This window comes from Salinicoccus kekensis, assembly GCF_900220995.1.
Taxonomy (GTDB): Bacteria; Bacillota; Bacilli; order Staphylococcales; family Salinicoccaceae; genus Lacicoccus; species Lacicoccus kekensis.
Map to the genome: position 1 here is coordinate 234,374 of NZ_OBQF01000001.1, position 14,592 is coordinate 248,965.

General features: G+C 51.7%; 16 protein-coding genes. All 16 read left to right on the forward strand.

What is annotated here, in order from left to right:
• Positions 1-13 precede the first annotated feature (13 nt).
• The 16 genes from CRN96_RS01105 (at position 14) to CRN96_RS01180 (ending at position 14,573) form a co-directional block, all read left to right on the forward strand.
• The gene (locus CRN96_RS01105) at positions 14-346 is read left to right on the forward strand and encodes a glycine cleavage system H family protein (protein WP_097038267.1); all 333 of its coding nucleotides are present in this window, start codon (positions 14-16) and stop codon (positions 344-346) included.
• An 86-nt stretch (positions 347-432) separates the two neighbouring features.
• Entirely contained in the window at positions 433-1,203 is a 771-nt protein-coding gene (locus CRN96_RS01110; protein ID WP_425442491.1) for a protein-ADP-ribose hydrolase, read from the forward strand.
• A 16-nt stretch (positions 1,204-1,219) separates the two neighbouring features.
• The gene (locus CRN96_RS01115) at positions 1,220-2,101 is read left to right on the forward strand and encodes an SIR2 family NAD-dependent protein deacylase (protein ID WP_097038272.1); all 882 of its coding nucleotides are present in this window, start codon (positions 1,220-1,222) and stop codon (positions 2,099-2,101) included.
• A 5-nt stretch (positions 2,102-2,106) separates the two neighbouring features.
• Positions 2,107-3,129 (forward strand): lipoate--protein ligase, encoded by a 1,023-nt coding sequence (gene lplA / locus CRN96_RS01120; RefSeq protein ID WP_097038274.1) that lies wholly within the window; start codon positions 2,107-2,109, stop codon positions 3,127-3,129.
• 155 nt (positions 3,130-3,284) lie between these two features.
• A complete protein-coding gene (gene fapR, locus CRN96_RS01125; RefSeq protein WP_097038276.1) occupies positions 3,285-3,857 on the forward strand; it encodes a transcription factor FapR in 573 nt (190 codons plus the stop codon).
• Positions 3,850-4,830: a phosphate acyltransferase PlsX gene (gene plsX, locus CRN96_RS01130; RefSeq protein WP_179647100.1), complete on the forward strand. Its 981-nt coding sequence runs from the start codon at positions 3,850-3,852 to the stop codon at positions 4,828-4,830. Before fapR ends, plsX begins: the two co-directional genes overlap by 8 nt.
• Complete coding sequence (gene fabD, locus CRN96_RS01135) at positions 4,827-5,732, forward strand: ACP S-malonyltransferase (RefSeq protein ID WP_097038280.1); 906 nt, start codon at positions 4,827-4,829, stop codon at positions 5,730-5,732. Before plsX ends, fabD begins: the two co-directional genes overlap by 4 nt.
• Positions 5,719-6,462: a 3-oxoacyl-[acyl-carrier-protein] reductase gene (gene fabG, locus CRN96_RS01140; protein WP_245844544.1), complete on the forward strand. Its 744-nt coding sequence runs from the start codon at positions 5,719-5,721 to the stop codon at positions 6,460-6,462. Before fabD ends, fabG begins: the two co-directional genes overlap by 14 nt.
• Before the next feature lie 33 nt (positions 6,463-6,495).
• Entirely contained in the window at positions 6,496-6,729 is a 234-nt protein-coding gene (locus tag CRN96_RS01145; protein ID WP_097038284.1) for an acyl carrier protein, read from the forward strand.
• Between the two features lie 105 nt (positions 6,730-6,834).
• Complete coding sequence (gene rnc, locus CRN96_RS01150; protein ID WP_097038286.1) at positions 6,835-7,584, forward strand: ribonuclease III; 750 nt, start codon at positions 6,835-6,837, stop codon at positions 7,582-7,584.
• 11 nt (positions 7,585-7,595) lie between these two features.
• A complete protein-coding gene (gene smc / locus CRN96_RS01155) occupies positions 7,596-11,135 on the forward strand; it encodes a chromosome segregation protein SMC (protein WP_097038289.1) in 3,540 nt (1,179 codons plus the stop codon).
• Between the two features lie 26 nt (positions 11,136-11,161).
• Complete coding sequence (gene ftsY / locus CRN96_RS01160; protein WP_097038291.1) at positions 11,162-12,280, forward strand: signal recognition particle-docking protein FtsY; 1,119 nt, start codon at positions 11,162-11,164, stop codon at positions 12,278-12,280.
• Positions 12,273-12,614: a putative DNA-binding protein gene (locus CRN96_RS01165; RefSeq protein WP_097038293.1), complete on the forward strand. Its 342-nt coding sequence runs from the start codon at positions 12,273-12,275 to the stop codon at positions 12,612-12,614. The genes ftsY and CRN96_RS01165 overlap by 8 nt, the downstream gene beginning before the upstream one ends.
• A 2-nt stretch (positions 12,615-12,616) precedes the next feature.
• Positions 12,617-13,963, forward strand: coding sequence for a signal recognition particle protein (gene ffh / locus CRN96_RS01170; RefSeq protein WP_097038296.1), 1,347 nt, complete (start codon positions 12,617-12,619; stop codon positions 13,961-13,963).
• 101 nt (positions 13,964-14,064) lie between these two features.
• The gene (gene rpsP, locus CRN96_RS01175; protein ID WP_097038298.1) at positions 14,065-14,340 is read left to right on the forward strand and encodes a 30S ribosomal protein S16; all 276 of its coding nucleotides are present in this window, start codon (positions 14,065-14,067) and stop codon (positions 14,338-14,340) included.
• 5 nt (positions 14,341-14,345) lie between these two features.
• Positions 14,346-14,573 carry a KH domain-containing protein gene (locus tag CRN96_RS01180; RefSeq protein WP_097038300.1) on the forward strand — a complete coding sequence of 76 codons (228 nt, stop codon included), beginning with the start codon at positions 14,346-14,348 and terminating at the stop codon, positions 14,571-14,573.
• Positions 14,574-14,592 lie beyond the last annotated feature (19 nt).

A 14,592-nucleotide genomic window follows, 5' to 3' on the forward strand; every position in this document is an offset into this window, starting at 1 on the left:
AGCAGGGTAATAAATGAGGAAAGTTGCAAATTATTTATGGATTGAAAAAAACGGTGAAGAATATAAGCTGATCATGACGCCTGAGCTGCAGGACGACATCGGGACGGTCGGATTCGTCGAGTTCACGAAAGAGAAGAGCCTGAAAAAAGACGACTCCATACTCGAGCTCGAAGGTTCCAAAACAGTACTGGATCTGACGACACCGATCGCAGGTGAAGTCGCGGCAGTCAACGAAAAAGCTGCGGATGCACCGGAACTCTTGAATTCGGCCGATCCGGACGAGAGCTGGGTCGTGAAACTGACAGGCGTCGATGAAGCTGAATTCAATGCACTTGAAAACGCATAATCAATCTTAGTATTCGATTTTTAGGCTTGCATTCAAATGTCACGGCATGGGATGCAGGCTTATTTTTTAAGGATCAGGTGATATATATGATGTCTCAACTACAAAGGCTGCATTTCCTGATTTCGCATATGCAGCAGGAAATGGACGAAAATGAGCCAATACCGGAGCGCTTCGATGAACGTTTCCGGAAGTTCCGCGGGCTTGCCAACCGCCGTCCGGCAAAACCTGTCTCCCGGGAGTTCCTCGATGTGCAGGATGCATTCCTCGGCACTTATAACTCAGAGGGTGTCACGGCCGTAAGCGACCTCACCCCGGTCCGGGACCGGCTTTATTTATGGCAGGGCGACATCACGACACTCAAGGCCGGTGCAATCGTCAATGCGGCGAACCCGGACCTGCTCGGCTGCTTCATACCGAACCATGACTGCATCGATAACATCATCCATACGAAGGCGGGTGCGGCGCTGCGGCTGGAGTGTGCGGAACTGATGGACCGGCAGGGCAGGAAAGAGGCGGTCGGGCGTGCAAAGATCACTTCTGCATACAATCTGCCGGCAGATCACGTCATCCATACTGTCGGGCCTTTCGTCCGGGACGGCAGGGTTTCGCCGATGAAGGCGGACCTGCTCCGCAGGTGCTACATGAGCTGTCTTGCGCTTGCCGATGAAAAGGACGTCGGCAGCATCGCCTTCTGCAGCATCTCGACAGGCGTATTCGGCTTTCCAAAGGTACAGGCCGCGGAAATCGCAGTCGATGCGGTCACGGATTATTTAAAGGACAGCGGTTCCCGTCTCGAAGTCATCTTCAACGTGTTTGATGATGAGGATTTAAAGATTTATGAATCACATTTAGCTTAGGAAGGGTCGTTTCTTTATGGAAAATTGGGATACTTTAAAATCAGAGAAGGATGAAAGCCGTCTGCTCGCAGGGATGATCGATGAAGCGGATGCGGTCGTCGTCGGCATCGGTGCCGGGATGTCGGCAGCTGACGGGTTTACATATACGGGTAAGCGTTTTACGGAGAACTTCCCGGATTTCATAGGGAAGTACAAATGGTTCGACATGCTTCAGGCGAGCCTCTTCGACTTTCCCACGCGGACGGAGTATTGGGCGTTTCAGAGCCGCTTCGTCGAGCTGAATTATCTGGATCAGCCGGCGGGGGATGGATACATCGCCCTCAGGAAGATGATCGAGGATAAGGACTACCATGTCATCACGACGAATGCCGACAACGCATTCTATGCGGCGGATTATGATATGGACAAGGTGTTTTATTACCAGGGTGAATATGCACTGTGGCAGTGCTCCGCCTTCTGCCACCAGCAGACATACCGCCACGATGACCAGATCCGTGAGATGGTCCGGGTCCAGAAGGATATGGAAATCCCGCCCGAACTCATCCCGCGCTGTCCGGAATGCGATGCGCCGATGGAGATCAACAAGCGCACTGCGGAAAAAGGCATGGTCGAAGACGCGGCCTTCGAAGCGGACCGGGAGCAGTATGAAGCTTTCCTCGAAGCCCACAAGTCGGGCAAGGTACTGTACCTGGAAATCGGGGTGGGATACACGACACCGCAGTACATCAAGCATCCATTCTGGAGGATGACAAGGCAGAACAAGGATGCGCTCTACGTCCCGATGAACCAGAAGACCTACAGGATTCCGGAGGCGGTGAGGCCCCAGACCGTGGCGCTGACCGGGGACATACGTGAAAATATCTTGAACGCACATAAGACATTAACATATAAAGGATGATTTGAATGTATCTGATAGAACCCTACAGGAACGGTGAGTACATCACTGACGGCGCCTATGCACTGGCGATGCAGGTTTATGTCCAGCAGAATGTGTTCCTGGATGACAGCATCATATTCCCGTATTACTGCGCGCCTAAAATCGAGATCGGACGTTTCCAGAATGCGGCGTCCGAAGTCAACCAGGATTACCTGGACGAAAACGGCATCATATTGGTGAGGCGGGACACCGGGGGCGGTGCGATCCTCGTCGATGACGGTGCGGTGAACGTCTGCTTCCTCGTCCCCGAGGACAGCGGCGTCTACGGGGACTATAAGAAAATGTACGAACCGGTCATCCAGGCACTCAACAATCTCGGTGTCAAAAACGTCGAGCAGAGCGGCAGGAACGATCTGGTCATCGGCGGTAAGAAAGTGTCCGGTGCAGCCATGACACTATCAAGCGGCCGGGTCTACGGCGGATTCTCACTGCTCCTCGACATCGATCCGGAAGCGATGGTCAAGGCGCTGAATCCAAACCGTAAAAAAATCGATTCCAAAGGCATCAAATCCATCAGGTCAAGGGTGACGACGCTCAGGGAACATCTCGCACCGGAGTACAAGGATGTCACGACAGCGGAGTTCAAGGACCTCATCATCAAGGAACTGCTGCAGATCGATGACGTGGATAAAGCAAAGCGGTATGAACTGACGAACGAAGACTGGCACGCGATCGACCGCCTGGTGGAGGAGAAGTATAAGAACTGGGACTGGAACTACGGAAAGTCACCGCGCTACTCCTATAACCGGGACGGCAGGCTCCAGGCGGGCACGGTGGAAATCTCCCTTGATGTCGAATCCGGCAGGATCGAAAACTGCTCGATCCACGGGGATTTCTTCGGGCAGGGCGAAATCAAGGATGTCGAAGATGCACTGGAGGGGACGCGCGTCGAACGGGGCGAACTAGAAGAGACCCTCCGGCCGCTCGACCTCAACCACTATTTCGGGAAGCTCGAGGACAGGGAGCTCGTCGATCTGATATTAAGCTGACTTTTTAAAAGCGCCTTTCCATACGGAAAGTGCGCTTTTCCTCCGAATGGATCAGCGCGGTGAAATTTGCATGGTGAATTGCATAATATCAATTGAAATCTTAAATGCACTTATATATACTGATTTTAGTACCAACTACTAAATGAGGTATTAAAATGACAAAATATAAGAAACACGAACGTCAGGAAATACTGCTCACAAAGATCAATGAAGATCCATTCCTCACCGATGAAAAGCTCGCCGATCTCTTCAACGTCAGCATCCAGACGATCCGGCTGGACCGGCTGGAGCTCGGCATACCCGAACTCAGGGAGCGCATCAAAAATGTCGCGACGGAGGAAGTGGACAAGATCAAAAGCCTCTCACTCCAGGAGGTCATCGGTGAGATCATAGATATAGATTTGAATGTCCAGGCGCTCAGCCTCTTCATCATCGAGGAAGGGCACGTGTTCGAACGCAATAAAATTGCGAGGGGACATTTTTTATTCGCACAGGCGAACTCACTGTGCGTCGCCGTGATCAATAAACCCCTCGCACTGACAAAAAGTGCCGAAATCGAATTCATAAGGCAGGCAAAACTGCATGATAAAGTGATATCAAAAGCCGTGGTCAACGAGATGGACAACAATAAGGCGGCCATAACGGTGGAGTCGAAAGTGGACGGCAGGCTGATCTTCAAGGGACGGTTTGTGATGTACTATTCTAATGAGGGTGATGAAATTGGTTAAAATTGCTGTTGATTTAATGGGTGGCGACAACGCGCCCGCATCGATCACGGAAGGCATCATGAGTGCCGTAAAAGAGAACGGTGCACTTGAAATACTCGCTTACGGACTGAAAGGGAGCTATACCGGAGATCACCCGCAGATTAAATTCATCGAAGTGACCGAGAAAGTGGAATCCGGAGACGACCCGGTCAGGGCCGTCCGGAAAAAGAAGGACAGCTCGCTTGTCAGGGCTACAAAAGCCGTAAAGGACGGCACGGCGGATGCATGCGTCTCCGCAGGCAACACGGGGGCGATCATGAGTGCGGGGCTCTTCGTGGTGGGACGTTTGAAAGGTGTGGAACGTCCGGCCATCGCCTCCCTCATCCCGAACACATCAGGGAAGGGCATCATGCTGCTCGATATGGGCGCCAACTCCGACAACAAGCCAAAACACCTCTATCAGTTCGCAGAAATGGCGAGCATCTACATGGAGGAGATTGAAGGCAGGACGAATCCTGAGGTCGGGCTCATCAACATCGGCAGCGAGGAGAATAAGGGCAATGAAGTCACGCGTGCAGCCTTTGAGCTGCTGAAGGACAGCGATTTGAACTTCACCGGCAACTTCGAGACACGTGACATCATCTCCGGTACGATCGATATCGCAGTGACCGACGGCTTCACAGGCAACATCGTGCTGAAGACGATTGAAGGGACTGCAAAGTCCATGATGATGGAAATCAAGGACATCTTCATGAAGAACACGAAGAATAAACTGGCGGCCTCGGCCTTAAGGAAGGACTTCGGCAGGGTGAAAGACCTGCTCGACTACAGGGAAGTCGGCGGTGCGCCGCTCCTCGGTCTCGACGGGTATGTCCTGAAGGCACACGGATCGAGTGATGCACTCGCAATCCATAATGCCGTGAGACAGGCTGTGCGCATGGCCGAAAGCGGTGCACTTGAAAAGATCAAAGCAAAGGTGGGTGGACAATCATGACCGAGATCATTCTTTTCCCCGGCCAGGGGGCGCAGTACAGCGGCATGGCAAAAGACTTGTATGAAAATGATGAAGCAGCAAGAAAAGTGCTGGATGAAATATTCGATGAACTGGATTTCGATTTGAAGTCGATCATGTTCAATGAGGATGAACGGCTGAATCAGACCGAATTCACACAGCCTGCGTTGTTTGCACATTCGCTTGCCGTGGTGAAATCTGCAAAGCTTACAGGCAGCCACGTGCTCGGACACAGCCTCGGTGAACTGCCGGCGCTCGTCCATGCAGGTGTACTGTCACTCCGTGACGGTGTCCGGATCGTCCAGAAGCGCGGCGAGCTCATGAGTAATTCGAAAGGCGGGAAGATGACGGCGGTCATCGGCATGGAATATTCAGACCTCCTGGAATTATGCAGGGCGGTCTCCGGTGATACGGTGAAGGTCGCGCCCGCCAACATCAATGCTCCGGACCAGGTCGTGGTCTCGGGTGATGCAGAAGCGGTGGAGGCCTTCAGTGAACAGGCGAAGGAAAAAGGCGCGAGACGCATCATGCCTCTGAATGTTTCCGGTGCGTTCCATTCCCATCTGATGAAGGAAGCGCAGGAGGAATTCGGGACGTTCGTAGAAGAAATCGAGTTCAGGGATGCAGACATCCCGGTCATCCAGAACGTCAGCGCCAAACCTGAAACGGACGGTGCGGTGATCAAGCGCCAGCTCGTCGAACAGATCACGAGCCCGGTGAGGTTCGTCGAATGCATCGAAAGTGCTGCAGCGAACGGTGTCACTTCCGGCATCGAAGCGGGGCCGAAGAAAGTGCTCAGCGGACTGGTGCGCAAGATCGACAAATCGTTGAAAGTTAAAAATCTGGATACATTAGAACAGGTAAAGGAGCATACAAATGACTAAAACAGCATTGGTCACAGGGTCCTCACGGGGCATCGGGAGAGGTATCGCCCTCGCCCTCGGCAGTGAAGGGTACCATGTGGTCGTGAATTACTCAGGTTCTGAAGACAAGGCGAACAGCGTAGTGGAAGAAATTGAAAACGCAGGCGGGAGTGCAGAGAGCTATCAGTGCCACGTCGAAATTTATGATGATGTCAAGGCGATGATCAAACACATCACGGGCACGCACGGTTCGATCGACCTCGTCGTGAACAACGCAGGCGTCACAAAGGACGGCCTGCTGATGAGGATGAAGGAAGCGGACTTCGACCGTGTCATCGATGTGAATCTGAAAGGCACATATAACGTCATACAAAATGTCTCGCGTCCGATGCTGAAGCAGAAATCAGGCAAGATCATCAACATTTCAAGCATCGTCGCTTCCCTCGGCAACGCAGGGCAGGCGAACTATGTGGCATCGAAGGCAGGTATAGACGGGTTGACCCGCTCGGTGGCGAGGGAACTTGCCCCGAAAGGAATCACCGTAAACGCCATAGCCCCGGGCTTCATAGAAAGTGAAATGACGGATGTGCTTTCAGATGAAATCAAAGAGGGCATGCTCGGCCAGATCCCGCTCAATCATTTCGGGGGCGTCGAGGACATTTCCAACACCGTGACGTTCCTTGCAAGTGATAAGGCAGACTATATCACCGGGCAGACAATCCACGTCAACGGCGGTATGTACATGGGATAATCGCTGTGATATTATTAAAGGGAGGTGAGATATATGGCAAACTTTGACAAAGTTAAAGACATTATCGTCGACAAGCTTGGAATTGACGAAGATAAAGTGACTAAAGATGCATCTTTCAAAGATGATCTTGGTGCAGATTCATTGGACATTGCAGAACTTGTAATGGAACTTGAAGATGAATTCGAAATGGAGATTCCGGACGAAGAAGCTGAGAAGATTCAAACAGTCGGCGATGCTCTTGACTATATTGATAAATTAGAAAATTAATTGATGATTGATAAAATCCACTTTTTCAAGTGGATTTTATTTATGATATTCTTTTCTGATCAGCCGCTTTCGGCTGCACTGACATGAACAGGGAGGTGGGAACTCATGGAGATAGTTTCAAAGAAGATTAAAAATGATAAATTGGCAGGCCGCAAGATCCAGGCTTTCGACAAATCGTTCAAAGCATTCCAGAAACGGCTCGGCATGGAGCTCGGTGACCACGATGTATACCGTCAGGCGTTCATGCACAGCTCTTTCATTAACGACCTGCATCTGGATAAGATCTACAATAATGAGCGCCTGGAATTTTTGGGTGATGCTGTACTAGAATTGATGGTGTCAGACTTTATTTATAACAAGTTTCCAAAGCTGCCGGAAGGCGATCTGACGAAACTCAGGGCAAACATAGTGTGTGAACCGTCACTTGTGGTATTCGCGGTCAAATTGAAGATGCCGGAGCTGATCATCCTCGGAAAAGGCGAGGAGAAGACGGAAGGCCGGAGCCGTCCGTCGATCATTTCCGATACATTCGAAGCCTTTTTGGGCGCACTTTACGTGCAGGAGGGCCATGAAACGACACATGAATTTTTAAGGAAATTCGTCTTTGTGGACATCAAGGATGCCCATTACAATGCGGTGGTCGATTACAAGACACTGCTGCAGGAAGAGGCACATAAGAGATTTGATGATGAACTGGAATACAGGCTGCTGAACGAGTCGGGCCCAAGCCACAACAAGAGCTTCGAAAGCGGGGTCTTCATCGGGGAAAGGCAGCTCGGCAACGGCAGCGGACGGTCTAAAAAAGAATCAGAACAGCGTGCTGCTGAAAATGCATTGCTTGCGATTCACGGGTAGGAGTTCAGAGAATGGTTTATTTGAAATCGATAGAGGCAAATGGCTTCAAATCATTTGCGAATAAGGTAGATGTAAGTTTCGACAGCGGCCTGACGGCCGTCGTCGGCCCGAACGGCAGCGGCAAAAGCAACATCACCGATGCCATCCGCTGGGTGCTCGGCGAACAATCCGCGAAGACCATCCGGGGTGTGAAGATGGAAGATGTCATCTTCAGCGGTACGGACTCCCGCAAACCGATGAATTCGGCATCGGTGAAGCTGATGCTTGACAACGCCGCACGCGGCCTCGCGGTCGATTCGGATGAGGTCAGCATCACGCGGAAGCTTTACAGGAACGGTGACAGCGAGTATTTCATCAACGATGAACGTGTGCGCCTGAAGGAGATCACCGAGCTGTTCCTCGACTCGGGGCTCGGCAGAAACGCCTACAACATCATTTCGCAGGGCGAAGTGGACACGCTTTTGAAGGCGCGGCCGGATGAAAGACGAGTGCTGATCGAAGAAGTGGCGGGCGTGATGAAATATAAAATCCGCAGAAAAGAGTCGGAAAAACGGCTGCATGATACGAAAGACAACCTGAACCGGGTCAATGACATCATCCGGGAGCTCTCCGGACGTGTCGAGAAGCTGGAAGTGGAAAGTGCCAATGCCGGGGAATACCTTGCTTTGAAAGAGGAGATGAAGAAGGCGGACATCGAAGTCACCATCTATGACATCAATCATCTCCTCAAAAAGCTTGAGGAGGAAAACGTGCGGATCGGGGAAGCGGAACAACTGCTGAAACGCCATCAGAGCGAGACTGCGGCACTGGATGAGAAGCTGGCGGATCTGAGTGCGGCGCGCGACGGTGAAGATGCGAATTCCAAAATGATCAACAGGAAAATCGTAGAAGCTTCCAGGAAGCTCGAACAGCTCAATGGTAAAATCGCTCTTTTTGAAGAACGGAAATCCAACAAGGGCCAGCTGAAGGAAGAATTATCCTCACGGCTCGCAAAGGCGGTTTCCGAAAAAGAGGCGCATGAGTCCATGCTCTCATGTCTCAATGATGAACTCACGGAATACCAAACGGCCATCAAAGATTTACGTGCATCCCTGAAGGAAACCGAGGAGAAAAGGGCCTACCTGAGCCGGGACCACACCGGGGAGATTGAAGGCCTGAAGGATCAGTATTACGCCCTCATGGTCGAGAAGACGACGCTTGAGAATGAACAGAAGCGGACTGAAGAGATGCTGAAAGATCAGCATTCGCTCTTTAGTCAGCAGAAAGCGCGCGCCGGGACGCTTACGAAGGAAGTTTCGGAGTATGAAGCGCTTCAGGAAGAGAAGCAGGCGGAGTTATCGGAAAGTGCGGATGCGCTGGAATCCTTAAGGGCAGAGTATAAGGAAAAGAAAAGGCAGAGGGAGGATGTTTACGCATCCTACCTTGAAGAGAAGGATAAGTACGAGAAGAGCCTTACGTTTTATGAAAAGCAGAAATCACGGCTTGATATGCTGAAGAGCATCCAGAACGAATACAGGGGATACTTCCCCGGCGTCCGTGCCGTACTGCAGAACGGCGGAGAGCTCGAAGGCGTCATAGGCGCCGTCGGCGAACTGATCGGCTCGGAGCCGAAATATGTAACGGCCCTCGATACGGCACTCGGTGCCGCAAGCCAGAATATCGTGATGCGCTCCGAAGCGGATGCGAGGGAGGCGATCGGCTTCCTGAAGCGGCTGAAGCGCGGGTTCGCGACTTTCCTGCCGCTTGACGTCATAAAGAAACGGTCGCTTTCCGATTCTGTGCTGAACACTTTGAGGAATTCCAAGGTGGAGGCGCAGGTGCTGGCGGAAGCTGTGGATATAAAGCCGGAATATGAAAATGTCATATGGCACCTCCTCGGGACGACGGTCGTCGTTGAAAATATCGATGATGCAGGCATCATCGCCAGGGAGACCGGCCACCGTGTCAAAATCGTCACGCTGGACGGCGAGACCGTCTTTCCAGGCGGCGCGATGAGCGGCGGCTCAAGGCAGTCAAAAGGATCCGTCCTTGAAACGAAGAGTGAAATCGATGAAATAGGAAAGAAACTGAAAAGCCATGAAGCACTTATTGCAGGCCAGAAAGAGAAGGTCGACGGCTTAAGCAGGAAGATCACCGATCTGGATATGGAAATCGCCGGACTGGAAGAAGCCGGCACCGTTGAAAGTGAACGGCATGATGAACTCAGACAGCTCGCCTCGTCGCTCGACTACCAGCTGTCCTCAAGAAAAGAGACACTCCGCATGATCGAGGAGGAACTATCTTCGAGGACGGATGAACATGACAGTGCGGATTTTGCAGAACAGATCAGAAATAAGGAATTTGAACTGGAACAGCTCGATGAACGCATACGTCTCGTCAGCGCCTCGGAGAAGGATAAGAAAACCGAGCTTGAAACACTTGCGGATGAATATAATGCGGTGCAGAATGAATTGACGCGGGCGAACGAGCGCTATAATTACAAAAAAAGCGAGCATGCGAGGATCGCCGGGGAGCTGGAAGCGATTGCCGCTTCGATCGCAGAAATCAAAAACGAACAGGAAATCATCTCCCTCGACCTCACCACCCTTGACGTCAAGGCGCTGCGGGAAGAGAAAGAGTCGTTGGGAAAATCGCTTGAGCAGCTGTACGGCGAGGCGGATGAACTCTCGGAACTGCAGTCCGGACTGAAAAGCGAATACCAGGAAGCGGGCAGGCAGCGCGAGGAGATCTACAGACAGGCGGAAGCCCTTCAGGACACTCTGAGGACCGCGACAGGTACGAAGGAGAAGCTGGATGCGAGGCTTGAGCAGAAACTCGAATATTTATCGGAAAACTACAGGACGACTTACGAACGAGAGAGCGGCCAGTTCACCGAATTCGAGGATATCGAGGATAAGCGGCTCCAGATCAACCTGAACAAAAAGAGCATCGAAGAGCTCGGTCCGGTCAACCTCGGCGCCATCGATGAATATGCGGTCGTGAACGAGCGGTACACCTTCCTGAAAAATCAGGAGGCGGACCTTCTTGAAGCGCGTGAGACACTGCTTGAAGTGATCGCTGAAATGGATGACACCGTGGCGGATCGCTTCAAAGCTGCATTCCACGAAGTGGACCGCAGCTTCGGAGAAGTGTTCACAGAGATGTTCGGCGGCGGGCTTGCAGAGCTCAGGCTGAGCGAGCCGGATGATTACCTGAACTCCGGGATAGAAATCTATGCACAGCCGCCGGGCAAGAAGTTATCAAGTTTGTCGCTTTTGTCGGGCGGCGAGCGGGCACTGACGGCAATCAGCCTCCTATTCAGCATGCTGAGGGTCAGGAGCAGCCCGTTCATCATCCTGGATGAGGTGGAGGCCGCCCTCGATGAAGCCAATGTGGTGCGGTATGCACAGTACTTGAAGAAGCTTTCCATGGATATGCAATTCATTGTGATTACGCATAGAAAAGGTACAATGGAAGAGGCGGACAGGCTGTTCGGCGTGACCATGCAGGAACGCGGTGTCAGCCAGCTGATCAGCGTGGATTTAAAAGATTATGAAGAGGCGAAAGTCTGATAAAGAAGATACAGAGGTGTATATAAATGGGTATTTTTGATCGCTTTAAAAAGAAGTTCAGGCCTGATAAGACGGCGGATGATCTGCCTTCTGCGGAGCAGCAGAGTGAAAATCTTGATGACGGTCTCATCAGCATCGATGAATTTGAGCAATGGGAACAGGAACAGATCACCTATAAGTTCAAGGCTGGGCTCGAGAAGAGCCGTGAGAAGTTCCAGACCGAAATCAACCAGCTGATGTCGATGTACCGGAAGGTCGATGAGGACTTCTTCGAAGCACTCGAGGAAATCCTGATCGGGGCGGATGTGGGTTTCAACACCGTGCTCGAACTGACCGATGAACTGAGGCAGGAAGCAAAGCTTAAAAACATCACGGAGACGGCAGATTTGAAGGAGACCATCGTTGAAAAGATGGTTGAAATATACAACCGCAATGATGAGCTGTCGGAAGAAGTCCATATCGAGGCGGACGGCCTGACGGTGATCCTCGTCGTCGGCGTGAACGGCGTCGGCAAGACGACGAGCATCGGCAAACTGGCCCATAAATATAAAAAAGAAGGCAAATCGGTCATGCTGGCAGCGGGTGATACATTCCGTGCCGGTGCGATCAACCAGCTTCAGATCTGGGGTGACCGCGTCGGTGCCGATGTCATCAGGCAGGCGGAGGGCAGCGACCCTGCCGCCGTGATGTATGATGCAGTCAATGCAGCGAAAAAGCGCGGCACGGACATTTTGATCTGTGACACCGCAGGCCGCCTTCAGAATAAGGGCAACCTCATGAACGAGCTCGGTAAAATGAAGAAGGTCATCCAGAAAGTGGTGCCGGAAGCACCGCATGAAGTGCTTCTGACACTGGATGCGACGACCGGCCAGAATGCCCTCATACAGGCGAAGTCGTTTCAGGAAGTGACGGATGTCACAGGCATCGTTTTGACGAAGCTCGACGGGACCGCCAAAGGCGGCATCGTGCTCGCAATCAAGAACGAACTGGGGATTCCGGTGAAATTCGTCGGCCTCGGGGAGCAGCTTGACGACCTTCAGGAGTTCGACGCGGAAAGTTATGTATACGGACTGTTCGCCGATATGATCCATCAGTCGGATGAGCTCGATGACGCAGCCGCAGAGGCAGTTGATAAGGATGACTGAGGAACTCGAACGCACCACCCGGGTCAATTACCTGTTTGATTTCTACCACTCCCTGCTGACCGAAAAACAGCGTGCCTACGTGGAACTTTATTATCTGGAGGATTATTCCTTCAGTGAGATCGCAGACACTTTGAAAGTGACAAGACAGGCGGTTTATGATAATTTAAAACGTACTAAAGATCTGCTTGAAGACTATGAAGCGAATCTCGGGCTCTACGGCGCCTTCATCAAGAGGCAGCAGTACTACCGGCAGATCAGGGAGTATATAAAAAATCAGGATTTCAATAAGATAGATGCAGTCATAAATGAACTTGAAACTCTGGAGGAGGAGTAATAATGGCATTTGAAGGTTTAGGAGAACGTCTCCAGGCCACGATGGACCGGATCAAGAGCAAAGGTAAAGTCTCGGAAGCCGACGTCAAGGTGATGATGCGTGAAGTGCGGCTTGCGCTGCTTGAAGCGGACGTCAACTTTAAAGTGGTCAAGCAGTTCATCAGCCAGGTGCGGGAACGCGCGCTCGGCAGTGATGTCATGCAGTCGCTGACACCGGGCCAGCAGGTGATCAAGATCGTCAAGGAAGAGCTGACGGAACTGATGGGCGGGGAGAACCAGAAGATCAACCTGGCCCAGAAGCCGCCGACGGTCATCATGATGGTCGGCCTGCAGGGTGCGGGTAAGACGACCACCGCAGGCAAGCTGGCTCTGCATTTGAGGAAGAACTACAATAAAAAACCGCTGCTCGTCGCAGGGGATATTTACCGTCCGGCGGCGATCGACCAGCTGGAGACGGTCGGGAAGCAGATCGACATCCCGGTCTTCAACCTGGGCGATAAAGTGAAGCCGCAGGAAATCGCGGAAAAAGCACTTGCGCATGCAAAAGAGGAGCATCTCGATACGGTCATCATCGATACGGCAGGACGCCTGCACATCGATGAAGATCTGATGAATGAGCTGAAGGATATCAAGGAGCTATCCAATCCGGATGAAATCATGCTCGTCGTCGACTCGATGACCGGCCAGGATGCCGTGAATGTCGCGGAATCCTTCAACGACCTGCTCGACATCACCGGCGTGACGCTGACCAAGCTTGACGGGGATACGCGGGGCGGTGCGGCGTTGTCGATCCGTTCGGTCACCGAAAAACCGATCAAATTCGTCGGTGTGTCCGAGAAGATGGACGGCCTTGAATCATTCCACCCGGACCGCATGGCACAGAGGATACTCGGCATGGGCGACATGCTGTCGATCATCGAGAAGGCACAGACGAACGTTGATATGGATGAACAGAAGAAGATGGAGCAGAAGATCAAGGACCAGAGCTTCACACTGGAGGACTTCCTCGAGCAGATGGACCAGGTGAAGACCCTCGGGCCGCTTGACGAGCTCCTTAAAATGATGCCGGGCGCGAACAAGATCAAAGGCCTCGACAAGATGCAGATGAGCGGTAAGGAGATCGACCATATACAGGCGATCATCCGTTCAATGACGATGGAGGAGCGCGAGAAGCCCGAAAAGCTGAACGCGAGCAGGAAGAAGCGTATCGCCCAAGGCTCGGGCCGTTCCCTGCAGGAAGTCAACCGCCTGCTGAAGCAGTTCCAGGATATGAAGAAGATGATGAAGCAGATGACCGGAGGAAAAGGCAAGAAGAAAAATCCGTTCGGCAATATGCAGCTGCCGTTTTAAAATGACGGAAAATAAACTTGTAAAGGAAAAGCCCTTTACAAGTTTTTTATTATCTGGTATAGTATTAAAAGTGAAATCGTAGAGAGAAAGGAGTTATATAAATGGCTGTTAAATTAAGATTGACTCGTATGGGTTCCAAAAGAAACCCTTACTACCGCATAGTTGTTGCTGATTCAAGAAGTCCGAGGGACGGTCGCATCATCGAGCAGATCGGTTCCTACAACCCTGTATCCAAAGAGGATGAAAACATCACTCTGGATGAGGAAAAAGCACTTCAGTGGCTGAAAGACGGCGCGAAACCAAGCGACACGGTCCGCAACATCCTTAGCCGCAGAGGCGTAATGGAAAGACTGCATAACGAGAAACTCGGGAAATAATCTATATGGAAAACTTATTGCAAACCATTCTTGAACCGATGCTGGAGCACCCGGAAGACTTGGAAATTTCTTCAGAAGAGACGAAGTATAACATTTCTTACAAAATATCTGTGCACAGCGCCGATACCGGTCGTGTCATAGGTAAGCGCGGGCGCGTCATAAAGGCAATCCGCATCATCATGTCGAATACCAACCATGAAAATTCCAAGAAAGTGTTTGTCGATGTAGATTAATATTCAGATTTTCCAGGCA